Origin of the sequence: Gottfriedia sp. NPDC057948 (assembly GCF_042887255.1) — a bacterium.
Taxonomy (GTDB): domain Bacteria; phylum Bacillota; class Bacilli; order Bacillales; family Bacillaceae_G; genus Gottfriedia.
In genome coordinates this window covers 125,168-147,939 of sequence record NZ_JBHVPN010000005.1, presented here as the reverse complement: position 1 = coordinate 147,939, position 22,772 = coordinate 125,168, and the positions used below count along the sequence as shown (strand labels likewise).

The following is a 22,772-nucleotide window of genomic DNA, read 5'->3' as shown; positions in this document are numbered from 1 at the left end:
GAAAGCGTTTTGAATCCATTTTAACTCTTTGTGAATAGACTAATCATATCGATTTAATAAATAACGAAATGCGTAGTTATTATGTAAAAGTTCTAAATTTATAGTCTGGATGGTGAATAGCGTTGTTTCATATTAAAAGGGCTTTTGAAGCTTATATAGATGGATTTCAAGAAATAACAATGATTATTCCCAAATCGAACAAACATACAGTGCAGTCATATTTTGAACTAATTGAAGAGGATGGTCGGAAAACTAGGCTTCCTGTCGTATCTCGAATAGAGTTTGATAGATTTTTTAAATATACTGTTTTGACTACTGAAGTCCTTTTGTTAGAAAAAAAGTATGTGATAGAAGACGAATTTGGTATTCGCACAGATTTACAAGTAGGTGGAGTTATTCGTTCGAAGGACTTTGATGAAAAATATGCCTATGATGGGGAGGATTTAGGTACGGTTTACACAAGTAAATCTACACAATTCAAATTATGGGCACCTACTGCTTCTAAGGTTAAGTTAAGAATTTATCAAGAATACGGTGAAGAAGAAAAGTTTACTGAAATGTCTATGGTTCGAGATGGAAAAGGGACATGGAAAGCAGTAATCGATCGTGAATGTGACGGATTAGTTTATAATTTCTTAGTATGTGTGAATCTGATTTGGCGAGAAGCTGTCGATCCTTATGCAAAAGCAGTTACTGTAAATGGTAAACATAGTGTAGTAATTGATTTATCCAAGAGTAGCAAAGTTAGTAAGGTAAATAGTACACCACCAAGTAAGTATACTGATTGTATTATTTACGAGGCCAGTATTCGAGATTTTACTTCACATCCACTAAGTGGGATTCAAAAAAAGGGGTCTTTTCAAGGATTTCATGAAAAAGATACGATGTACAATGGTTTTCCAACAGGTTTGGATTATCTATGCAAGCTAGGAGCTACACATATTGAATTATTACCATTTTTTGATTTTGAAGGAATAGATGAAAATAACCCTTTCCAAAGCTATAATTGGGGCTACAATCCATTGAATTTCAATGCACCAGAAGGTAGTTATAGTTTAAAACCGGATGAACCAATCGAAAGAATAAATGAATTAAAGAAACTTATTTCAGTTTATCATGAACATGGTTTACGGATTATTATGGATGTTGTTTACAATCATGTTTATGAATTACAAACTAGCCAATTTGAAAAAATTGTACCAGGATATTATTTTAGACAAGATGAACGTGGTTTACCATCGAATGGAACAGGAGTAGGGAATGACTTTGCATCTGAAAGATTGATGGCTAGACGATTTATTCTACAATCAATAAAATATTGGACTAAAGAATATGACATCGATGGGTTTAGGTTTGATTTAATGGGAATATTGGATACGGATACAATGAATGAAATTGTAACGGAACTGACAATCTTAAAACCAGAAATAATCATTTTTGGAGAAGGTTGGGATTTAAATACATCATTAAGTCCATCTTCTCGAAAAGCAACGATAAACCAAAGTCATCAACTTTCAATGGTTGGGTTTTTTAATGATAAATTTCGCGATGGAATAAAAGGAAGTACTTTTTCATTTCAAGAAATAGGGTTTATACAAGGCAATAATATTCATAATGATTACTTGTCCGATTTACTTTTAGGAAGTGTTGGGATTAATAAACAAGTAAATTTATTTAAAGAGCCATATCAATCGATCAATTATGTTGAATCACATGATAATCACACTATGTGGGACAGATTAAAGCTTTCCAATCAGAAAGAGAATGAGGAAATACTTAAGAAAAGGCATTTACTTGGAACTAGTATTGTATTATTTTCGTTCGGTGTACCGTTTCTGCATAGTGGCCAAGAGTTTTTTCGAACAAAAAAGGGGATCGAAAACAGTTATAATTCAGGCGACACAATAAATAGTATTGATTGGGCAAGAGCAGAACGTGAAGCGTCATCGATTGAAATAGTTAAAGAATTTATCGCAATTCGAAAGCGCTTTAATAGTTTCCGTTTTTCTTTAAAAGAAGAAATAGAAAAGTATGTAACGCCAGTCAATATTCATCGAGATCTAATTGGGTACCGAATTAGCGGATTAGAAGAAATCGACCAAGTTAAAGAGATAATGGTGTTATTTCATAATGGTCTTACTGATATTTATATTGATTTAGGAAATGAAGAAGACAATTGGGAATTTATATGGGATGGTCATAATCATTATGTTAATAAAGGGATGAAAGTGGATTGTAATAAATTACCAATGCCATCGCTTTCGACAGTTGTATTAGTAAAATACTAGCAACTACTTGCAGATTCTAATTAAACAATGTAAACTTGTAAAAGATGGCTTATTACAGCTGATTGTAATAGGCTATCTTTCTTTTTGTAATAAAATAATTTTAAATACAAACATATATAACAACAAGGAACGGGACAATGGATAATCATATACAAGAAATACTCGGAAAAGAATGGACAATCTCGCCAGCCGGTGGATTTACTGGTGAAGCGTATATAGCAGAAAATAATGATAAGAGATTATTTCTAAAACGAAATTCTTCTCCTTTTTTAGCAGTTTTATCAGCAGCTGGCTTTGTTCCAAAATTAGTTTGGACTAGAAGACTAGAAAATGGTGATGTACTTACTGCTCAAGAGTGGGTGATTGCACGTAGTTTAGAACCTTATGAGCTCTCTGTGAAAGGGGTTGCGCAATTTTTACATCGTATCCATTCTTCCAAAGAATTGTTATATATGTTAACGAAGCTAGGGATTAATCCTTTAGAACCTCAGGATTTACTACAAACAATCGTAGGTAATCTTACTGAAGAGTTTACACAAAGCCAGATCATAGTAAAAGGTATCGAATATTTAGAGGAAAATATGCCATCTTTTGATTCAGAGGATTTAGTCGTTTGTCATAGTGATTTAAATCATCATAATTGGCTACTTACTGAGACAAATAATTTATATTTAATTGATTGGGATGAGGCAATCATTGCTGATAAAGCATTTGATTTGGGCATGTTTTTATTCACCTATGTAGAACAGAATGATTGGGACAAATGGCTTCGAAATTATGGAATAAAATTAACTGATGACCTATTAAATCGAATGACTTGGTATGTAGTCGCTCAAACAATTATTTGGATTAAATGGTATACTCTTCGAGAAAATGAAAAGCAGACTCAAAAAATGAAGAGCCTGCTAGAGAAGATATTAATTAAATAAAAATTTCCTCGGAAATTGTCATATAGATTAGGAATAAGTATTGAAATCAGTCACCCATTGAGAGAGTTGATTTTGGTGGTTTGTAATGTGCTGATCTAAATCAGCAGAATACTTTCCAGACTGACTATAATAATAAACGTCATTTAACATGCTTTTTACATCATCTGTTATTTGGTCGTTCGTTAATAAGGATTGAACAAGTCTTTCTAATTGCTCACATTCTGATATAGTTCCACAACAGTCAGATTGATGATTCATTAAAATATCTCGTAATATTGTTAATTGATGTTCATGATTTAAAGGCATAAATTCACATCCTTTTTTTATTAGGTACACTTGAAATAGTTTGTGTTACAAGAAATGATTTTATACTATACGTGAATAACCGAGTGCCATCGTGCTTGGTTTTTTCTTTGAGTAAATATAAATTGCAAAATCGAGAGGGAGTAAAATCTTATGAGATTAAGACATAAGCCAGGTGCGGCAGATCAAGTTAAAGAAAATGCTCATTATGTAATTCAAAATCCGTCTGAACAAAAAGGGAAATGGCAAGAAGTTTTCCAAAATGATCAACCAATTCATATCGAGGTTGGTACGGGTAGAGGTCGTTTTATGGTCGGTATGGCTAAAGCCAATCCTCATATTAACTATATTGGCATTGAGAAATATACAAGTGTAATTTCGGATGCATTAGAAATATTAATCGAAGCTGAAGTTCCAAACTTAAAGTTGTTAAATGTAGATGCTCAAAAATTAACGGATTTCTTTGAGGACGGGGAAATAGATCGAGTTTATTTAAACTTTTCTGATCCATGGCCAAAGGTTCGTCATGAAAAACGTCGATTAACATATAAAACATTTTTAAATATGTATCAACAAATCTTGAAAAATGATGGGGAAATTCATTTTAAAACAGATAATCAAGATTTATTCGAGTTTTCAATCATGAGTATGGCGAACTACGGAATGACTATGCATTTCTTAAGCTTAGATCTTCATAAAAGTGATTTTGAAGGAAATATTATGACTGAATACGAAGAAAAGTTTTCTTCAAAAGGTAACCGTATTTACCGAGTTGAAGCTGCTTATAGAAATTAATCTAATCAAAAGGACTATCGTGATATATTTATCATGATAGTTTTTTTATTTTGCTACAACACACGAAGTTTTAATATGATTGTTGATTTTTAGGCGATCTAAAACGAATTTACATTTCATATTCACTATTGTTCCCTTTCTTTTGCCTATTCCTGTTCTTAAAATATTCAGTAAATTCGTAAAAGTGGTATAATATTTAAGTCTAGTAAAAAAGAAGGGGGATAAGTATGGAACAGTTAAAAATTGGAACTTGTACAATTCAGTGGCTTACTGGAGGAAATACCCATTTAGATGGTGGAGCAATGTTTGGAGTTGTTCCAAAGGCGCTTTGGTCAAAAAAATATATTGTTAATGAGAAAAACCAAATTCCTTTACGTACTGACCCGGTATTTATTCAAACAAATGGTTTAAACATTATCATTGATAGCGGCATCGGTGTTAATAAATTAAATGAGAAACAAAAAAGAAATTTTGGCGTTACCGAGGATTCAGCGTTAGAAGAATCATTAGCGAGGCACGGATTAAAACTAGACGATATTGATTATGTCATAATGACACATCTGCATTTTGATCATGCTAGTGGATTAACTAAATTTGAAAATGATGAATTCAAATCTGTATTTTCGAATGCAAAAATTATCACATCTCAAATTGAATGGGATGAAATGAGAAATCCGAATATTCGTTCAAGTAATACATATTGGAAAGAAAATTGGGAAGCAATTCAGCACCAAGTAATAACATTTGAAAAAGAATATTCTTTAACAGATGAAATAACAATTATTCACACAGGTGGACATAGCGATGGGCACAGTATTATAAAAATTGAAACTGAAGATGAGCTATTATTGCATATGGGGGATTTAATGCCTACACATGCACATCAGTCGCCATTATGGGTTATGGCATATGATGATTACCCAATGACATCTATTTACGCAAAAGAAAAATGGGTTAATTTTGGTGTGCAAAAAAAATCTTGGTTTACGTTCTATCATGACGATGTATTTAGAGCAATAAAATGGAGCGCTGAAGGACAAGTATTACAGTCGATCGAACGCTCCAAATAAATTGGCTATTGTTTTTAAACAATTTGAGCAGAAATTAGCTCACCATTTACAGCATTAATGATGAATGAATAGTTTGTAGTGTCATTATCTGATTCTACTACTGTAAAACCACCTTCATAAACATCACCTTCATAATCAGGTAAATCTGCCCACTTTGGTTCAGAATGAATCCAAGTTCCAGTTACATTACCATATGAAAGAAATACTGGTTTAATTGTTTTTAATGCTTTTTCTGCTGGAATATATTGTGAAGATAATTTTTTTTGTAAATATAGTCCACCAGCAACACCTAAACCTAAGCCGATTAAGACGCGTTTAAGTTTCATTTGTACCACCTCTATTTATGTATTATGCGCTTGAAAAAATATTCTACTACTTATCTTAGTCAAACTGGGGCAACATTTCAACGGTTAGCATTGGTATTATGTGTTATTTTTAGATAAAATAAAAAAAGAAGATATGATTTGTACAGAGAGGAACTTTAATTATGGATCAAGACACTCTACAGCTTTTTAAATTTTTAACAGAATTACAAGGTGCACCAGGATTTGAGCATGAAGTGCGTCACTTCATGAGAAAAGAACTTGAAAAATATACAAATGAGATTGTGCAAGATCGTTTAGGAAGTATTTTTGGAGTGAAACGTGGAACTGAAGATGGACCTACTGTAATGGTGGCAGGTCATATGGATGAAGTTGGTTTCATGGTTACTCAAATTACAGAAAACGGGATGTTAAGATTTCAACCACTAGGTGGCTGGTGGAACCAAGTATTGCTTGCTCAAAGAGTTCAAGTAATGACAGATCAAGGACCAGTTATTGGTGTGATCGGTTCAATTCCACCGCATTTATTAAGCGATGAGTTAAGAGCTAGACCAATGGATATGAAAAATATGCTAATCGATATTGGTGCAGATAACAAAGAAGATGCACTAAATATTGGCGTTCGTCCTGGTCAACAAATTGTACCAGTATGTCCGTTCACTCCTATGGCTAATGAGAAAAAAATCATGGCAAAAGCATGGGATAACCGTTACGGTTGTGGACTTGCGATTGAATTATTAAAAGAAGTTCAAAACGAAACATTACCAAATATTTTATATTCAGGTGCTACTGTTCAAGAAGAAGTTGGACTAAGAGGGGCACAAACAGCTGCAAATATGATTAAACCTGATATTTTTTACGCATTAGATGCAAGCCCAGCTAATGATATGTCAGGCTCGAAATCCGAGTTTGGTCAATTAGGTAAAGGTGTTTTATTACGAATTTTAGACCGAACAATGGTTACTCATAAAGGAATCCGTGAATTTATTTTAGATACTGCAGAAACGAATAAAATTCCATACCAATATTTTGTTTCACAAGGTGGAACAGATGCTGGACGAGTACATGTTTCAAACGATGGCGTACCATCTGCTGTAATTGGTATCTGCTCTCGTTATATTCACACTGCGGCATCGATTATTCATGTTGATGATTATTTAGCTGCAAAGGAATTACTTGTTAAGCTAGTTAAAGCGACTGATAAAACAACTGTTGAAACATTACGTAATTATTAAGAAAGTAAAAAAGAAGTCTTAAAAAGAGGCTTCTTTTTTTATTGAAAATTCTTACCTTGCCTTCCCAAATCCCTACACTTCACATCTTTTCTTATCTATTACCTAGAACCTTAACTCTACTTTCAATTAATGTTATTAATAAATTCTTAACATACAGTTAATGTGGGTTTTACGATGTTGTTTTATGATAAAACCGTAATAACCAGTAACAAACATTAAACAAACCACATTAATGTGAGGAGATCTAAAATGAAAACTGAATTTAAAAAGAAAAGTTACAAGGCAGTGCAAGTTGTCGTTTTGGGTATGACAGTTCTAGGACTAACAGCATGCGGAAAAACCGTAGAAACGAAAAGTCAATCTGTATTAAATCCAAATTCATTAACACTTGAAGAAATTGAAACAAAAGCAAAAAAAGAAGGTGAAATAAATAGTGTAGGTATGCCAGATTCATGGGCTAACTGGGTTGAAACTTGGAATGAAGTTAATAAAAATTATAATTTGAAACACACTGACACAGATTTGTCTAGTGCGGAAGAGATTGCAAAAATGGAATCTGAAAAAGAGAATGCTACTGCTGATATTGGGGATGTTGGAATGTCTTTTGGTCCAATCGCTGAACAAAAGAAGTTAACTATTCCATACAAAACATCTTACTGGAACGAGATTCCTGATTGGGCAAAGGATGACAATGGTGACTGGGTAGTCGGATACCAAGGAACTATTTCTTTTCTGACAAATAAAGAACTAGTAAAAACACCTCCTAAATCTTGGGACGATATTTTAAAGGGAAATTATAAAGTAACAGTTGGAGATGTTCAACGTGGTACACAAAACCAAATGGCCGTACTTGCTGCTGCTATTGCATACGGTGGAGATGAAAAAAATATCCAACCAGGGATCGACTTTTTTAAAAAGCTTGCTAAGCAAGGGAGATTAAGCTTAACAGATGCTAAACCAGCAAATATCGAAAAAGGAGAGGTTGAAGTAGCACTTGTTTGGGACTTTAATGCGCTTGGTTATGCTGAAGCAATTAAGCGTAGTCAATTTGATGTATCTATCCCAAGTGATGGATCAGTTGTTAGTGGATACTCAACTATTATCAATAAATATGCTAAACATCCTTATGCTGCTATGGCTACAAGGGAATATATTCTAAGCGATGAAGGACAAATAAACTTAGCAAAAGGATTTGCTCGACCAATTCGTAATGTTGAACTTCCAAAGGATGTAGCTGAAAAAATGGTTCCAAAAGAGGAATACAAAAATGCAAAGCCAATTAGAGATTTTAAGGCTTGGGAAGAAACTGCAAAAACTTTACCTCAAAAATGGCAAGAAGAGGTGTTAGTAAATGTCAAATAAAGTTATAGCTATCGTTGTTGATGGAATGAGATATGACAAAGCATGCGAAGCGCTTGGATATGTTCAGCATTTAGTGGAATTAAATCAAGCAGCACTATACAAGATGAAATCAGAGCTTCCGAGTCTTTCTCGCCCATTATATGAGGTGTTATTAACTGGAACACCTTCATCTGTAAATGGAATTACTTCTAATCAAGCAGTTCGTTTATCGAATGAAAAAAGTATCTTTCATCTTACAAAGGAAAATGGTTTAAGAAATGGAGCGGTTTCGTATTATTGGGTAAGCGAGCTATATAATCGAGCACCATTTAATTTTATTGAAGATCGAGAACAAGATGATCCATCTAAAGCGATTCAATACGGAAAATTCTATTGGGATGATGACTATCCAGACAGTCACGTATTTATGGATGCAGAAGCTTTACGTAGAAAATATGATCCACACTTTTTATACATTCACCCTTTAGGTGTAGACGTTAAAGGAGAACTATTTGGATCGGAATCGAAAGAATATCGTGAACAAATTTTAAAAATAGGCAGTTTGTTAGCGCAACTTCTTCCAATTTGGATGTCAGAAGGTTATCACATTTTAATTACTTCTGATCATGGAATGAGCGAAACTGGTAATCACGGTGGAATAACAGCGGGCGAACGAGATGTACCACTTTTTATCATCAGTCCAAAAGTTGAGCCTGATGTTTATAAAGAAGTAATCCCTCAGTTAGCTTTTGCTCCACTTGTTTGTAAGCTCTTAAATATAGAGCCATCAAATAAGATGATTTCATATCAGTTACCCGGATATAAAGAAATTAATTGAAGTTTTAATGATATGAAGATTTTTATGGAAGGGGAATTGGTTTAGTGAAAATTTTACCAATTCTCTAACGTTTAAAGAATTTTAAGGAGCGAGAAGCTTTGCAAAAAATAAAAAATCATAAGATTTACTTACTAGCTCTTTTATTGCCATTTGTATTGTTTGTAATAGGATTTGAATTAGGGCCAATGATGGCAATGTTTAAGAATAGTTTTTACGCAGATGACGGAATCCATCTAACTATGAATCAATATATAACTATATTTAAAAGTAAGTTTTACTTACAAGCTATCAAAAATAGTATAGTTATTTCAATTATTTCGGCAGTGATTTCGATCCTAATAGCTGTTGTCACAGCTTATTCCTTTACAAAGTTTTCACGTAAAATACAAAATCGTCTATTAATGATTGCTAATGTGACTTCAAATTTTGAAGGAATCCCTCTTTCTTTCTCATATATTATTTTACTTGGAAACAATGGATTATTTACTTTGCTTTTTGCAAAACTCGGTTGGAATATATTTGCGGATTTTAATTTATATTCTTGGACCGGACTGATCCTTGTCTATATTTATTTTCAAATTCCATTAGCAATTTTGTTGATATATCCTTCTTTTCAAGGAATAAAGCAACAATGGAAAGAAGCGTCTGCATTATTAGGAGGATCAACAATATCATTTTGGCTAAGAATTGGAATTCCAGTACTATTACCAAGTATAGTAGGCACATTTAGTATTTTATTTGCTAACGCTATGGGTGCTTATGCAACAGCCTACGCATTAGTTGGTAGCAATTATAATTTATTGTCATTACAAATTGCTTCACTAGTCTCAAGTGACGTTACATTAAAGCCACAATTAGGAAGCGCACTAGGAGTCCTTCTAGCAGTTACCATGATTGGAGCGATGTGGATTAATGAAAGAATGATGCGTCGGATTAGGAGGGATTTACGATGAAATTACAAACAACATTTTTTAAAGTAATAGTTGGATTACTTGTAATCTATTTATTAATTCCAATAGTCGGTACATTTTATTTTCAATTGCAACTAAATGGGATCATTCAATCTTACCTGAGAGCTATACATTAAATTGGTATATTGAATTATTTCAAGATGGACGATTTTTTGAGGCCTTTCAACGAACATTATTGTTAATTATCATAACTGTCACTTTAAGTGTTTCAATCATGATTCCAACAATCTTTATTATAACTGTATATTTTAATAAATTTGAAGGAATTCTCCAAGCAATTGCGATGCTTCCGTATGGTATCCCACCTATTGTAGGAGCAGTTGGGCTAATTAAGCTTTATTCTAGTGGACCATTTCAAATTGCTGGTACTCCATGGATACTAGTTGGAGCTTACTTTATAACCATTCTACCTTTTATGTATCAAGGTATTCGTAATAGTCTTAGAACAATAAATGCCATACAACTTGTAGATGCAGCTGAATTACTTGGTGCAACTAAATTTCAAGCGTTTAGAACGGTTGTGCTTCCGAATATTTTATCTGGAATATTAGTATCAAGTTTATTGTCCGTAGCTCTTTTATTTAGTGAGTTTGCATTTGCAAATTTACTAGTAGGTGGAAGATTTGAAACCCTTCAAATCTATCTTGCGGATAAACTAAATAGTAGTGGTCATTTAACAAGTGCCATAGTTATTACTTATTATTTGGTGATTTTACTTTTAACTGGAACAGTCTTAAAACTCTCGTTTAAAACTAAAAAAAATCCTGCCGTGTTAAATAAGAGGCGGTCTAATTTAAAAAAACAAGGTCATATAAAAAATACTGCAATAGAAGGTGAAGTTAAATGAGCTACGTAAATATTGATCAAGTGACTAAAAAATATCAAAATCAAGTCGTCTTAAATAATATTTCATTAACATTAAATAAAGGAGAATTCGTAACGCTTTTAGGTCAAAGTGGATGCGGGAAAAGTACTTTATTACGTTCTATTGCAGGACTTGAAGACGTCGATATAGGAAATATATTAATCGATGGGAAGAACATAACTAATTTATCTCCGCGTCAACGCGAGGTAGGTATGGTATTTCAGTCATATGCACTTTTTCCAAATATGACAGTATTTGAAAATATTGCATATGGTCTAAAAATGAAAAAAGCAAAAAACATACATGTAAGAGTAAAAAAGATGATAGAAATAGTTGATTTAATAGGAAAAGAAGGATCTTACCCTCACCACTTATCAGGAGGGCAACAACAAAGAGTTGCTTTAGCTCGAGCGCTTGTCATGGAACCAAAAGTACTATTATTAGATGAACCGTTAAGTGCATTAGATGCAAAAATTCGAAAAAGCCTACAAAAGGAATTAAAAAGAATACAGCAAGAACTAAATATTACGACTATTTTTGTTACACATGACCAAGAAGAAGCAATGACAATGTCGGATCGAATTTTTGTTATGAATAATGGAAATGTAGTACAAGAAGGTACACCTACCGAGATCTATACAACACCAGTAAATAAATTCGTAGCAAAATTTATCGGAAATTATAATGTTTATGAGATGGAAGCTTTCCATAAACTTGTACGTAGTAATGAATTAATTGGAAATGATGTAGCAATTCGACCTGAAGTATTAAAATTAGTGGCTGTAGGAAATGACAGCATGGATTTACAACAAAACTGGGGAATAAAGGGGATTATTTCAGAAGTTACTATGACTGGTAATGTCTTAAGGTACGAAGTTGAAACCGAAGAATCTGCATTTCTTGTAGACAACCTTAACCACCGAGGTGAATTGTTCCAGCAAGGAGAACATGTGAACATTATTGTACCTAAAAAAGAATGCGTTATCTTATAAAATTTTAAAGTTTCTGGAGGATTAAAATGTCTGTTTTACCTGAGGAAAGAAAAAACGAGATTTTAAAAGAACTTAATAAAAAAGGAAAAGTTAAAGTTATCGATTTAGTTGAACAATTTAATGTATCAGAAGAAACCATTCGTCGAGATTTAATGATATTAGAGGAAAAAGGTCTTTTAAAAAAGGTGTATGGTGGAGCAATTAAAACAGTATACCAAAATGAGGAACCTCCTTTTATGCAGCGTACGACTGTGAATCAGGAAGCGAAAGTAAAAATTGGTAAAAAGGCCATGGACCAAATTTCCAATGGAGATGTCATTGCGATTGATGTAGGCACAACAATGCTTGAATTTGCTCAGTGTATTGAAAATAAAAAAGACATTACTATATTGACTAATTCATTACCGGTATCTTCCCTGTTAACAGAATCATTAAATCAAAATAAGTTTACCGGACAAATATTATTACTAGGTGGAATAGTTGATCCAAAACAACAGTCAATGAGTGGGAGTATAACAGAACAATTACTAAGTCAATTTAATGTTGATAAGGCATTTATTTCAGCGGGTGGTGTCTCAGCTCAAAATGGAGTTAGCAACTATCATTTCCATGAAACTTTAGTTTCTCGAAAAATGGTGGAAGTGTCGAAGCAAGTGATTTTATTAACAGATTACTCTAAAATTGGTGTAGATACATTTTGTAAAGTTTGTTCTCTTGAAAAGGTTGATGCAATAGTATGTGACCATTCATTTCCAGAAGAATGGAAAGAGCATTCAATATTAGAAGAAATTGAATGGATTCAAGCAAATTAAAAACGACGGAATATATTCTATAAATTCTTTTTTGTTAAGTAGACAATAACGTAATGAATGAATCGTTATTGTCCTTCTTAAGCTTGCCATTTTGGTGATGACCGATTACTGTACACTATAAAACTAGATGAAAAGCATAATAAATTAAAGGGGATATAATCAATGAGTTTCATTGCAATAGATTTAGATGGAACATTATTAAATAATGAGAATGAAATTAGTGAAGAAAATATTAATGCAATTAAATTTGCAGGGGAAAATGGAATTGAAATCGTTATTTCAACTGGTCGAGCTCATTTTGATGCCAAAAAAATTTGTGAAAGATTCAGGATTTCGCCATATGTGATCGGAACAAATGGGGCAACAATCCATTCAAAATACGGAGAATGTATCTCATCAATTACAATCTCAAAAACGAATGTTGAACAGATATTAAGGTGGCTTGATGAACGAAATTATTATTTTGAAGTTTTTACAGATAAAAGCATTTATGCTCTTAAAGAAAGAAGAGAAATTTTTCAAAATGAGATTAATAGCCTTAAAAGAGTTGAGTTAGATGAAGAAATGAAAGAATTAGTTAATGTTGCGGAAAGACAATTCAATCAGTTTGGGTATGTATTAGTTGATCATTGTCAAGAAATCATACAACGAAATGAGGAAGTTAATAATATTTTAGTATGTACGTTTGATATGAAAAAATTAGAAGAAGCCAGAAATCGGTTTAATAAATGTAAAGAGTTAATGGTTGTTTCTTCTGCGGAGCATAATCTTGAAATTACGAGTTGTTTTGCATCAAAAGGATTAGCATTAGAAAAATTAGTTTTTTTATTGAATGGTTCATTAGACCAATCCATGGCTATTGGCGACAGTAATAATGATATTTCAATGTTCGAAAAAGTCGCATATAGTGTTGCAATGGGGAATGCAAAAGAAGATATCAAAGAAATTTGTACAGCGGCAACTCTAAATAATGATGAAAATGGTGTTGCCCATGCTATTTATCGATATATTGATACTTTTGTAGTTAAATGATAACTATTTTTTAGGGCATGTAATGTTTTTATGTTAACTTAGTAAAAAATTTTAAGGCATGAATGAGGTAATAGTTGATTAAAAATGGAAATATGTCATAGATTTTATTTGGTGAGATAATTGGAAAGATGCTTTCATTTTGAAAGTGTCTTTTTTATTGTATAGTGAACCACTCCCACCTACCGTTGGACTAAAGTCCTTCACACGCTTGAGGAAGGAGATTTTTTGCCTGATTATGTTAAAATTGAATATAACTTAATAAAGCGTTTGACTAGTGAATGGAGTTAAAACAATGAAAATAACTATTGGGTCTTTAAATCCTACTAAAGTAGGTGCCGTACAAAATGTCTTTAATCAGTATAAAGTTGAGGGACTAAATGTTCCATCAAATGTTTCGAATCAACCTTTGACTGATCAAGAAACTATGCAAGGTGCTATAAATAGAGCGCATAATGCTAGAATCGCAGGTGAGTCGAAAATCGGTATTGGTTTAGAAGGTGGAGTCATTATAGAAAACGATCGGCTTTTTCTTTGTAACTGGGGAGCACTTGTATATGAAAATGAAGTAATACTAGCAAGCGGAGCAAAAATTTTATTACCTAGCGAATTTATTAATGAGCTAAGAAATGGAACTGAGCTTTCAGTATTAATGGAACAATATACGAATGAAAAAGATATACGAAGTAAAGAAGGGGCAGTAGGAGTATTTACAAATGGTCGAATTACTAGGACAGAAATCTTTGAACATATTTGTGAATTACTATTTGGACAATATGAATTCAAGAAACGAAAAGAAGAAAACAATTGAGGTCGTCCTTTTTGCATATCGATAAAAATAAGATAAAATAAAAGAAAACGAATTAAGCGAGGGAAAAAGAATGGAAAAAATTACATCAGTTGAACAATTCGAACAAGCGAAACAAGGAGAAAAAGTGGTTTTCCAATTTTCAGCAGATTGGTGTCCAGATTGCAGATTTTTAGATATGTTCTTCCAAGAAATAATTGATGAAAATAAAGATTTTACCTTTTATTATGTAGATCGTGACCAATTTATTGAGTTATGCCAAAATCTAGATATTTTTGGCATACCAAGCTTTGTAGCGTTTAATAATGGTGAAGAAATTGGTCGTTATGTAAATAAGGATCGTAAAACAAAAGAACAAGTAGAAGAGTTTCTTGAAGGATTAAGAGGCTAATAAGGTAGGTAAAACAATTGGCTAAAAAAACAACACTAGACATAAAAAAAATGATAGAAAACCGCCTTGGAAATGAAGATTGGCGTTTTATCTATGATCGTGAAAAAGAAGACCTTCGAATTGAAGGGATTGAAAGTAATAAAGGGATGAGTGTCTCTTTAAATAGTGCAGTAGCAAAGTATGAAGCTGAAGGTGAAGAGGCATTTAATGAATTAATTTATTATATAAAAGAAGCACTTTCTGCTATGCACTCTGAAACTGTATTTCTTGAAGAACAAATTCGTCCAGTTATTCGAGCTACATCGTTTCCGACTGAAAAGGAAGAAGGAAATTTATTTGTAACTGATGAGCATACTGCAGAAACTAGAATTTACTATGCTATTGATTCAGAAAAAACGTATCAACTTATCGATGAAAAATTATTAGTAAAGTCAGGTTATACAAAAGAGCAACTCCATACTATTGCTTTATTTAATTTAAGAAAAATGCCTGTTCAAGTAAAAGAAGATATTGTTGCAGAAAATACTTTTTATTTTGTACGTACAAATGATGGATACGATGCGAGTAGAGTACTAAACAGTACTTTTATAAAAGAAATTCAATCAAAAGTAAAAGGTGAATTATTAGTAGGAATTCCTCATGGAGATGTACTAATCCTTGCTGACATTCGAAATAACATAGGTTATGATATAATGGCGCAAATGAATATGAGTTTCTTTGCAAGTGGGAAAATACCAATTACATCATTGTCATTTGCTTACGAAAATGAGAAGCTAATGCCAGTATTTATTTTAGGGAAACAAAAGAAGCAATAGAGAGGAAGAAATAAGTGAATATTTTTTATAACAAAGAAGGAATCGGCGATACGCTATTAATTACATTAAAACAAATTCCATCAGAAGATCGTAAAGTTGAACGAAAAGGGAATATAGCACGCGTATATAGTATAGTTACGAATGAAACAGTTGCTATTAATGTGTTTGATGCATCTACTTATGTAGATGTTCAAGAAAATGGTATCGTTACGATTACTGAACATATTGTTACTTCGGTTAATGAATTACTTGCAAAAGAAGGGTTTGAAGATACTTTAGTATTAGACCTTTCACCTAAATTCGTTATTGGATATGTAATCGAAAAAGAAAAACATCCAAATGCTGATAAATTAAATATTTGCAAAGTTGACGTTGGAACAGATACATTACAAATTGTTTGTGGTGCTCCGAATGTTGAACAAGGACAAAAGGTAGTTGTTGCAAAAGTTGGTGCAGTAATGCCATCAGGATTAGTCATTAAGGATGCTAATTTACGTGGAGTGGATTCATTTGGTATGATTTGCTCTGCACGTGAACTTGATTTACCTGATGCTCCACAAGAAAAAGGAATCTTAGTTCTTGAAGCTGATGCTGAAGTTGGAAAAGCTTTTTTTAACTAAATAATATATATTTTCGTATAAATACTAGGCCATGAATTGGTCTAGTATTTTTTCTGTTTTTCAATAAAAGAATTATTATTTTAATATTAATTTGATTAAATTATATATTTGATATCGAAATATGATTGAACTAGCGCAATTTGTAATAATAATGTGTTTTTTGTCATTATGTCACATGGTAAAATAAAAGGTATGAAAAGAAATAGAGAGAGTGAGAAAAATGAAAAAATGGTTAAAAAGCCTTTTTAAGGCGAATAGCCTTAATGAGATTGAAGAAGAGTTTGAAGAAGGGTTTGAAGAAAAGCCTGTTGAGGAGAAAGTATATCAATCACACTCTATCGAAAAAAAGAGAAACGCTTTACAAGAGCGTCCAAAATTTAGATTTCCCATTGAATTAGATGAAGAATTACCATCACCAAAGCCAATAAAGGAAACAAAAATTGAACCAGTTTTTAAACAAGAAAAAAATGATGATATTTGGAAAAAGTCACTAAACAATTTAAATAAAGAATATAAACCTACATATAACCAGAGTAATAAATTTGTAAGCAATACTTTTCAAAGTAATCAATTCGATAAAAGTAATTTATCTAGTCGCCTTGAAAAAAATCAGGTCTCAAAAAGTGAAGAAGAACCAGCAAAAGTGGAAAAAGAAGAAAAGGTTGATATTGTATTTCGTCCAAAAAGAAAAACACCATTTCGACCAAGTGAATATATTTCACCAATTTATGGTTATCAAAAGCCTCCGATAAAGGGAGAAAATGCTACTGATTATGACATTTCATCAACTATAGAAGAAATGAGAGTTGAATCTTCTAATGTACTTGAAAATTTGTTTGAAAAAGTTGAAAGCAACATTTTCGAAAAAGGAAGTTTCGGCAATCAAAATCAAGAAATAATTGATGTGTTTAATCTAGTAGAAAAAGAAGGACTTCAAACTTCAGCTAGTCAATTTGAAAATGAAGATTCACAAGCCGAAGTACATCAAAATGAAATACAAACTGCGTTGAAAGATGAAGAAGTACAACTTGAAACTCCAGAGATTGAAGCTGAAGTTCTTCAATTAGAAACTGAGGTTGAAGAGACGAATGAAGTTGTACAGGATGATGCGCATCAAGTTGAAACAGCAATGGAAGTGAAAGATGAAGAAGTACAACTTGAAACTCCAATTGAAGTTGAAGCTGAAGAGAAAAATGAAGATTTAGAAGCTGAAGTTTTTCAATTAGAAGATGAGGTTGAAGAGACGAATGAAGTTGTAAAGCAAGGTGCCCATCAAATTGAAACAGTAGTAGATGTGAAAGATGAAGTACAACTCGAAACCCTTAAAATCGAAGTAGAGGCTGAAGTTGAGATTGAAGAAGCACAGCCTGAAGTATCTATTCATGAGTCGAATGATCACAAAGTTGATACTTTGGTCCAATTTAATGAAAACGAAGACAAAGGTATTGATCTCGTTCAAAATAATGAAGAGAATGATGTTGAGTCGGGATTAACAAACGAGTCAGATGTGAATCTAAAAGAGATTAAGGAAGAAGAAGTACAGCATGAAAATTCAATTGTAGAAGCAAAAGTAGAAGAATCCGTTGAAATAAATCAACATGCTGTTACCAATTCAAATGAACAGATAAAGATTGAAAATGAAGTTAATAAAGAAGAATCTGACCCTAAACCAATCGAGAAACGTCAGAAAAAACGCCATTTTCCTTTTAATGTAATGATGCTTCGAAGTGATGTAGAGGCTTCAAGAAAAGCAAATATAATGAGACAACTTCGTGAATTACAAAATGAATCTGCTGCAACAGTAGAAAAGGTAAATGAAGAAGTTGAGATAAAACAAAATGAACAGTTGATCGAGAATGCTAGTTTATCTGAACAAAGTGAAATTTTATCTTCAAAGAAAGTTCAGCCAAGTGAAATAATTGCTGAACCAATCACAAATGACAAGACTCCTGAAGGAATTCAAGATCAGAAGGTTCTTGAACCTGAAGAAAGTAAAATAGAAACGAATTTAACTATGGAGACTAAAAATCAGATTGATCAAACTAATGAACCTGAAAGTTTAGTTGAACAACCACCAGTACTTTATGAATTACCAGAATTAGATTTATTAGTTGAACCCCCAATTGAACAATTTAATGATGGGGATTGGGTTGAAGATCAAAAGCAACTACTACAAGAAACATTACATAATTTTAATGTAGGAGCTAAAGTAATTGCTGCAACTCAAGGTCCAACAGTAACTCGTTTCGAAGTACAGCCTGATCCTGGCGTGAAAGTAAATAAAATAACGAACTTACAAGACGATATTAAATTGAGCTTAGCTGCTAGAGATATTCGTATTGAAGCTCCGATTCCTGGTCGAAGTGCAATAGGCATAGAAGTACCAAATAAAGAAAGTAAGCCTGTTTACTTAAGAGAATTAGTTAGCCAGGATAAATTTTTGCAAAGTGAATCACCTTTGACTGTTGCTCTTGGTCTTGATATAGGTGGAGAGCCTGTCTATGCAGATATTTCAAAAATGCCACACGGCTTAATTGCCGGGGCAACAGGATCTGGTAAGAGTGTGTGTATTAATTCAATTTTAGTTAGCATTTTATATAAAGCGAAGCCTCATGAAGTGAAATTAATTTTAATCGATCCTAAGATGGTTGAGCTGGCACCGTATAATCATATTCCACATCTTATTTCGCCAGTTATTACTGACGCTAGAGCCGCGACTGCTGCTTTAAAGTGGGCATGTGAAGAGATGGATCGACGTTATGATTTATTTGCTCATGCTGGAGCAAGAGATATTAAGCGATTCAATGATTTAGCGAAGAAAAAAGGTGCTTATAATGATGAGTTACCTTACTTAGTCATTATTATTGATGAATTAGCGGATTTAATGATGGTATCTCCAGGGGATGTAGAAACTTATATTTGTCGTATTGCCCAAAAAGCAAGAGCATGTGGAATCCATTTATTAGTTGCAACCCAAAGACCTTCAGTTGATGTCATTACAGGTATTATTAAATCAAATATACCGACGCGTATTGCGTTTACAGTATCTTCACAAGTAGATTCTAGAACAATTATTGATATTGGCGGAGCTGAAAAGTTACTTGGACGAGGAGATATGTTATTCTTAGATAATGGAAAATCTCAAGCAATTCGATTACAAGGCGTTTATGTTTCGGATGATGAAATCGAACATGTTGTAGAGATTGTTAAAGACCAACAAAAACCGAATTACTTATTTAACCAAGAGGAACTTGTAGCAAAAGCGGATGCACAGGATGTTGATGATGAACTGTTTGAAGAAGCAGTGGAGTTTGTCATTGATCAAAAAGGTGCTTCTGTTTCAATGTTACAAAGACGTTTTCGAATTGGATACAACCGTGCAGCTAGATTAATTGACCTAATGTTTGATCACGGGATTGTATCGAATCAAAATGGAAGTAAACCTCGTGATGTTCTGATTACGTCATTAGAGGAGATTCGTTCTGAGTGATATATTAGAAATTCGATAAAAATTAAGTAACGAATGTTAAAGTTTTTTTAACCCATACTAGAAAAAAAAGAACGATACTTTTCAGCAGGTGAAGATTCATGGAAAAAGAATTAGATTTAAAATTACAAGGTAAAATAAGCCGATTAACGAACCAAACATTTAAATTTGATGAGAGAATCGGAGAAGGCTGGTTTTCAGCTGTATATTTTTTAAAAACTAGAGAAATCATTCGAAAAAAGAAGCCAGATACTGAAGTAACTATGCAATTTTTCCAAAGAGAAAGTGCAGTATTATGTGGAACGGATGAAGCAATTGCGATTTTACAAACTTTTGCCGATCATCCAGAAAATCTTATTGTTCATTCATTAAAGGATGGAGATATGATTGAACCATTTGAAACTGTCTTAACAATTAAAGGTAAATATGCTGATTTTGGCTATTTAGAAGGAATTATTGATGGTATTTTAGCTAGACGTACTTCTGTTGCTACAAATGTATACAATGTAAAACATTCTGCAAAATCCGCAGGCATTAAAAAGCCTGTTATTTTCATGGGAGATCGTGATGATCATTTCACGACTCAAGCAGGTGACGGTTATGCTGCATTTATTGGTGGTGCAACTGCACAAGCAACTCATGCAATGAATGAGTGGTGGGGCAATGAAGGTATGGGTACAATGCCTCATGCACTAATTCAAATGTATAATGGCGATGTTGTGGAAGCTGCGCGTGCATATACAGAAGTTTATCCACAAGATGATTTAATTGTCTTAGTAGATTATAATAATGATGTCATAAACGACGCTTTAAAGGTTGCACGAGAATACGGTAGCAAATTAAAGGCTGTACGTGTAGATACATCGAAAACAATGATTGATCAGTATTTTATTGGTAATCCAGAATTATTAGGAAGTTTTGACCCTAGGGGTGTAAATCCTCCTTTAATTTTTGCTTTACGAAATGCACTAGATCAAGAAGGGTATCAGCATGTGCAAATTGTAGTAAGTGGTGGATTTACTGTAGAAAGAATCTTAGCTTTTGAGAAGCAAGGTGTACCAGTAGATTTATATGGTGTAGGCGGAAGTTTATTAAAAGTTAATATAGGCTTTACAGGTGATAATGTCGAGTTAAATGGTGTGCAACAAGCGAAAGTTGGAAGAAAGCTTCGTGAAAATCCTCGATTAGAAAAAGTAGAAATGAGCCCTAGACGATAAAGGGACAAAAAATCAATTTAAGATTGATAGTATTTTAATATAAACAGATGACATAAAGTATTTACTTTTCCATCTATTACCTCATAGTGGGATTTAAAATAAATAGTCCTATGGGAGTTTAAGTGATATAATACTAATTGCGTAAAAATTTAAGTTAGTTATCATTAAAAAAATAACTAGACTCGGCAAAGTAACAATGCATCAAATTTATAAAATATTGATGCCATTTCTTTTATTCACACATATACTGTCTAAGAGATAGGCCGTTGTATTAGTGATCGATTTTGGAGGTTCTTTTAATATGACAGTTTACCATTTTGTAGGGATTAAAGGTACTGGAATGAGTGCTTTGGCACAAATTTTACATGATTCTGGTTTGACCGTTCAGGGATCAGATTATGAAAAGCACTTTTTCACTGAAAATGAATTACGAAAAAAAAATATTACGATTTTACCATTTGATAAAGCAAATATTAAAGAAGGCCAATTCGTTATAGCGGGTAATGCATTTCCTGATACTCATGAAGAAATTGCAGCTGCTATTGAAAAAGGAATTCCGATGGCACGCTATCATAAATTCCTAGGGGAATATATGAATAAATTTACTAGCGTTGCAATTACTGGAGCACATGGTAAAACCTCTACGACAGGTTTATTAGCCCATGTAGTTTCTGGTGCTCGTCCAACTTCTTTTCTAATTGGAGATGGTACTGGTAAAGGTGAAAAAGACAGCGAGTATTTCGTGTTTGAAGCTTGTGAATACCGTCGTCATTTTCTTTCATACTTTCCAGACTATTGCATCATGACTAATATTGATTTTGATCATCCGGATTATTATAAGAGTGTAGATGATGTATTCGATGCTTTCCAACAAATGGCTGATCAAGTAAAGAAAGGTATTATTGCATGTGGAGATGACGAACATCTTCAACGAATTTATGCAAAAGTACCTGTAATGTATTATGGATTTAACGAGGACAATGATTTCCAAGCTCGAAATATCGAAAAACATACAAATGGTACAACATTTGATGTATTCGTCCGTAATACGTATTACGCTACTTTTGATATTACTGGATATGGTGATCATAGTATTTTAAATGCTTTAGCAGTAATTGCGCTTTGCCATTATGAAGAAATCGATGTTAATATTATTAAAGCTAGATTATTAACATACGGTGGCGTAAAGCGTCGTTTCAGTGAAAAACGCTTCGGAGATCAAATGTTAATTGATGATTATGCTCATCATCCAACCGAGATCCAAGCAACGATTCAAGCAGCACGTCAAAAATATCCTGACCGTGAAATCGTAGCAGTTTTCCAACCGCATACATTTACACGAACAAGTAAATTTTTAGATGAATTTGCTGGTACATTAGAAAAAGCAGATAAAGTTTACTTATGTGATATTTTTGGTTCTGCACGAGAAGATAAAGGTACTTTAACAATTGAAGATCTTTCTTGTAAAATTGCAGGTGCTGAACTATTGAATGATGACAATATCAGCAATTTACAAAACCATAAAAATAGCGTATTAATTTTTATGGGTGCTGGTGATATTCAAAAATATCAAGCAGCATACGAAAAACTATAAAAACTATTGAACCCGTTTATGAATGATCATAAACGGGTTTTTTGTTATT

At 32.9% G+C, this 22,772-nt stretch carries 22 protein-coding genes; 20 read left to right on the top strand and 2 right to left on the bottom strand.

Annotated elements, in window-relative coordinates:
- Positions 1-122 precede the first annotated feature (122 nt).
- Positions 123-2,288: a type I pullulanase gene (gene pulA / locus ACFVRR_RS11085; protein ID WP_387328172.1), complete on the top strand. Its 2,166-nt coding sequence runs from the start codon at positions 123-125 to the stop codon at positions 2,286-2,288.
- Positions 2,289-2,425: 137 nt separating this feature from the next.
- A complete protein-coding gene (locus ACFVRR_RS11080; RefSeq protein WP_387328169.1) occupies positions 2,426-3,217 on the top strand; it encodes a phosphotransferase family protein in 792 nt (263 codons plus the stop codon).
- A gap of 27 nt (positions 3,218-3,244) precedes the next feature.
- On the opposite strand, the gene ACFVRR_RS11075 is transcribed toward ACFVRR_RS11080, so the two are convergent.
- Entirely contained in the window at positions 3,245-3,523 is a 279-nt protein-coding gene (locus ACFVRR_RS11075; protein ID WP_056473344.1) for a YtzH-like family protein, read from the bottom strand.
- 150 nt (positions 3,524-3,673) lie between these two features.
- Here ACFVRR_RS11075 and trmB point away from each other — a divergent pair, with 150 nt between their 5' ends.
- Both trmB and ACFVRR_RS11065 read left to right on the top strand, forming a co-directional pair.
- Positions 3,674-4,315 carry a tRNA (guanosine(46)-N7)-methyltransferase TrmB gene (gene trmB / locus ACFVRR_RS11070; protein WP_387328165.1) on the top strand — a complete coding sequence of 214 codons (642 nt, stop codon included), beginning with the start codon at positions 3,674-3,676 and terminating at the stop codon, positions 4,313-4,315.
- 227 nt (positions 4,316-4,542) lie between these two features.
- A complete protein-coding gene (locus tag ACFVRR_RS11065; protein WP_387328162.1) occupies positions 4,543-5,385 on the top strand; it encodes a YtnP family quorum-quenching lactonase in 843 nt (280 codons plus the stop codon).
- 14 nt (positions 5,386-5,399) lie between these two features.
- Here ACFVRR_RS11065 and ACFVRR_RS11060 read toward each other — a convergent pair whose 3' ends face one another.
- The gene (locus ACFVRR_RS11060) at positions 5,400-5,711 is read right to left on the bottom strand and encodes a PepSY domain-containing protein (RefSeq protein WP_056473349.1); all 312 of its coding nucleotides are present in this window, start codon (positions 5,709-5,711) and stop codon (positions 5,400-5,402) included.
- Positions 5,712-5,872: 161 nt separating this feature from the next.
- Here ACFVRR_RS11060 and ACFVRR_RS11055 point away from each other — a divergent pair, with 161 nt between their 5' ends.
- The 16 genes from ACFVRR_RS11055 to murC all read left to right on the top strand — a co-directional run bounded on the left by ACFVRR_RS11055 (position 5,873) and on the right by murC (position 22,723).
- The gene (locus ACFVRR_RS11055; protein WP_387328158.1) at positions 5,873-6,943 is read left to right on the top strand and encodes a M42 family metallopeptidase; all 1,071 of its coding nucleotides are present in this window, start codon (positions 5,873-5,875) and stop codon (positions 6,941-6,943) included.
- 249 nt (positions 6,944-7,192) lie between these two features.
- Positions 7,193-8,305 (top strand): ABC transporter substrate-binding protein, encoded by a 1,113-nt coding sequence (locus ACFVRR_RS11050; protein ID WP_387328155.1) that lies wholly within the window; start codon positions 7,193-7,195, stop codon positions 8,303-8,305.
- Entirely contained in the window at positions 8,295-9,122 is an 828-nt protein-coding gene (locus tag ACFVRR_RS11045) for an alkaline phosphatase family protein (protein WP_387328152.1), read from the top strand. The genes ACFVRR_RS11050 and ACFVRR_RS11045 overlap by 11 nt, the downstream gene beginning before the upstream one ends.
- A 98-nt stretch (positions 9,123-9,220) precedes the next feature.
- Positions 9,221-10,075, top strand: a complete 855-nt coding sequence (locus tag ACFVRR_RS11040) for an ABC transporter permease (protein ID WP_387328149.1) — start codon at positions 9,221-9,223, stop codon at positions 10,073-10,075.
- Positions 10,072-10,209: a hypothetical protein gene (locus ACFVRR_RS11035; RefSeq protein WP_387328146.1), complete on the top strand. Its 138-nt coding sequence runs from the start codon at positions 10,072-10,074 to the stop codon at positions 10,207-10,209. Before ACFVRR_RS11040 ends, ACFVRR_RS11035 begins: the two co-directional genes overlap by 4 nt.
- A gap of 98 nt (positions 10,210-10,307) precedes the next feature.
- Positions 10,308-10,940, top strand: a complete 633-nt coding sequence (locus tag ACFVRR_RS11030) for an ABC transporter permease (RefSeq protein WP_387328143.1) — start codon at positions 10,308-10,310, stop codon at positions 10,938-10,940.
- On the top strand, positions 10,937-11,950 hold the full coding sequence (locus ACFVRR_RS11025; RefSeq protein ID WP_387328141.1) for an ABC transporter ATP-binding protein: 1,014 nt from the start codon (positions 10,937-10,939) through the stop codon (positions 11,948-11,950). Before ACFVRR_RS11030 ends, ACFVRR_RS11025 begins: the two co-directional genes overlap by 4 nt.
- Before the next feature lie 26 nt (positions 11,951-11,976).
- Complete coding sequence (locus tag ACFVRR_RS11020; protein WP_387328138.1) at positions 11,977-12,762, top strand: DeoR/GlpR family DNA-binding transcription regulator; 786 nt, start codon at positions 11,977-11,979, stop codon at positions 12,760-12,762.
- A 162-nt stretch (positions 12,763-12,924) separates the two neighbouring features.
- Entirely contained in the window at positions 12,925-13,794 is an 870-nt protein-coding gene (locus ACFVRR_RS11015; protein ID WP_387328135.1) for a Cof-type HAD-IIB family hydrolase, read from the top strand.
- A gap of 292 nt (positions 13,795-14,086) precedes the next feature.
- Positions 14,087-14,602, top strand: coding sequence for a DUF84 family protein (locus ACFVRR_RS11010; RefSeq protein ID WP_387328132.1), 516 nt, complete (start codon positions 14,087-14,089; stop codon positions 14,600-14,602).
- Between the two features lie 70 nt (positions 14,603-14,672).
- Positions 14,673-14,990 carry a thioredoxin family protein gene (locus ACFVRR_RS11005; RefSeq protein WP_069034704.1) on the top strand — a complete coding sequence of 106 codons (318 nt, stop codon included), beginning with the start codon at positions 14,673-14,675 and terminating at the stop codon, positions 14,988-14,990.
- A gap of 17 nt (positions 14,991-15,007) precedes the next feature.
- Positions 15,008-15,805 carry a DUF1444 family protein gene (locus tag ACFVRR_RS11000; protein ID WP_387328128.1) on the top strand — a complete coding sequence of 266 codons (798 nt, stop codon included), beginning with the start codon at positions 15,008-15,010 and terminating at the stop codon, positions 15,803-15,805.
- Between the two features lie 14 nt (positions 15,806-15,819).
- Positions 15,820-16,425: a YtpR family tRNA-binding protein gene (gene ytpR / locus ACFVRR_RS10995; protein ID WP_387328125.1), complete on the top strand. Its 606-nt coding sequence runs from the start codon at positions 15,820-15,822 to the stop codon at positions 16,423-16,425.
- A gap of 220 nt (positions 16,426-16,645) precedes the next feature.
- Positions 16,646-19,915 carry a DNA translocase FtsK gene (locus tag ACFVRR_RS10990; RefSeq protein ID WP_387328122.1) on the top strand — a complete coding sequence of 1,090 codons (3,270 nt, stop codon included), beginning with the start codon at positions 16,646-16,648 and terminating at the stop codon, positions 19,913-19,915.
- Positions 19,916-20,013: 98 nt separating this feature from the next.
- Complete coding sequence (locus ACFVRR_RS10985; RefSeq protein WP_097979200.1) at positions 20,014-21,129, top strand: nicotinate phosphoribosyltransferase; 1,116 nt, start codon at positions 20,014-20,016, stop codon at positions 21,127-21,129.
- A 301-nt stretch (positions 21,130-21,430) separates the two neighbouring features.
- Entirely contained in the window at positions 21,431-22,723 is a 1,293-nt protein-coding gene (gene murC / locus ACFVRR_RS10980; RefSeq protein WP_387328119.1) for a UDP-N-acetylmuramate--L-alanine ligase, read from the top strand.
- Positions 22,724-22,772 lie beyond the last annotated feature (49 nt).

Coding starts and splice junctions, on each gene's coding strand:
- ACFVRR_RS11080 (WP_387328169.1), top strand. CDS start 2,426: ATGGATAATCATATACAAGAAATACTCGGAAAAGAATGGACAATCTCG.
- ACFVRR_RS11075 (WP_056473344.1), bottom strand. CDS start 3,523: ATGCCTTTAAATCATGAACATCAATTAACAATATTACGAGATATTTTA.
- trmB (WP_387328165.1), top strand. CDS start 3,674: ATGAGATTAAGACATAAGCCAGGTGCGGCAGATCAAGTTAAAGAAAAT.
- ACFVRR_RS11065 (WP_387328162.1), top strand. CDS start 4,543: ATGGAACAGTTAAAAATTGGAACTTGTACAATTCAGTGGCTTACTGGA.
- ACFVRR_RS11060 (WP_056473349.1), bottom strand. CDS start 5,711: ATGAAACTTAAACGCGTCTTAATCGGCTTAGGTTTAGGTGTTGCTGGT.
- ACFVRR_RS11055 (WP_387328158.1), top strand. CDS start 5,873: ATGGATCAAGACACTCTACAGCTTTTTAAATTTTTAACAGAATTACAA.
- ACFVRR_RS11050 (WP_387328155.1), top strand. CDS start 7,193: ATGAAAACTGAATTTAAAAAGAAAAGTTACAAGGCAGTGCAAGTTGTC.
- ACFVRR_RS11045 (WP_387328152.1), top strand. CDS start 8,295: ATGTCAAATAAAGTTATAGCTATCGTTGTTGATGGAATGAGATATGAC.
- ACFVRR_RS11035 (WP_387328146.1), top strand. CDS start 10,072: ATGAAATTACAAACAACATTTTTTAAAGTAATAGTTGGATTACTTGTA.
- ACFVRR_RS11030 (WP_387328143.1), top strand. CDS start 10,308: ATGATTCCAACAATCTTTATTATAACTGTATATTTTAATAAATTTGAA.
- ACFVRR_RS11025 (WP_387328141.1), top strand. CDS start 10,937: ATGAGCTACGTAAATATTGATCAAGTGACTAAAAAATATCAAAATCAA.
- ACFVRR_RS11020 (WP_387328138.1), top strand. CDS start 11,977: ATGTCTGTTTTACCTGAGGAAAGAAAAAACGAGATTTTAAAAGAACTT.
- ACFVRR_RS11015 (WP_387328135.1), top strand. CDS start 12,925: ATGAGTTTCATTGCAATAGATTTAGATGGAACATTATTAAATAATGAG.
- ACFVRR_RS11010 (WP_387328132.1), top strand. CDS start 14,087: ATGAAAATAACTATTGGGTCTTTAAATCCTACTAAAGTAGGTGCCGTA.
- ACFVRR_RS11005 (WP_069034704.1), top strand. CDS start 14,673: ATGGAAAAAATTACATCAGTTGAACAATTCGAACAAGCGAAACAAGGA.
- ACFVRR_RS10990 (WP_387328122.1), top strand. CDS start 16,646: ATGAAAAAATGGTTAAAAAGCCTTTTTAAGGCGAATAGCCTTAATGAG.
- ACFVRR_RS10985 (WP_097979200.1), top strand. CDS start 20,014: ATGGAAAAAGAATTAGATTTAAAATTACAAGGTAAAATAAGCCGATTA.
- murC (WP_387328119.1), top strand. CDS start 21,431: ATGACAGTTTACCATTTTGTAGGGATTAAAGGTACTGGAATGAGTGCT.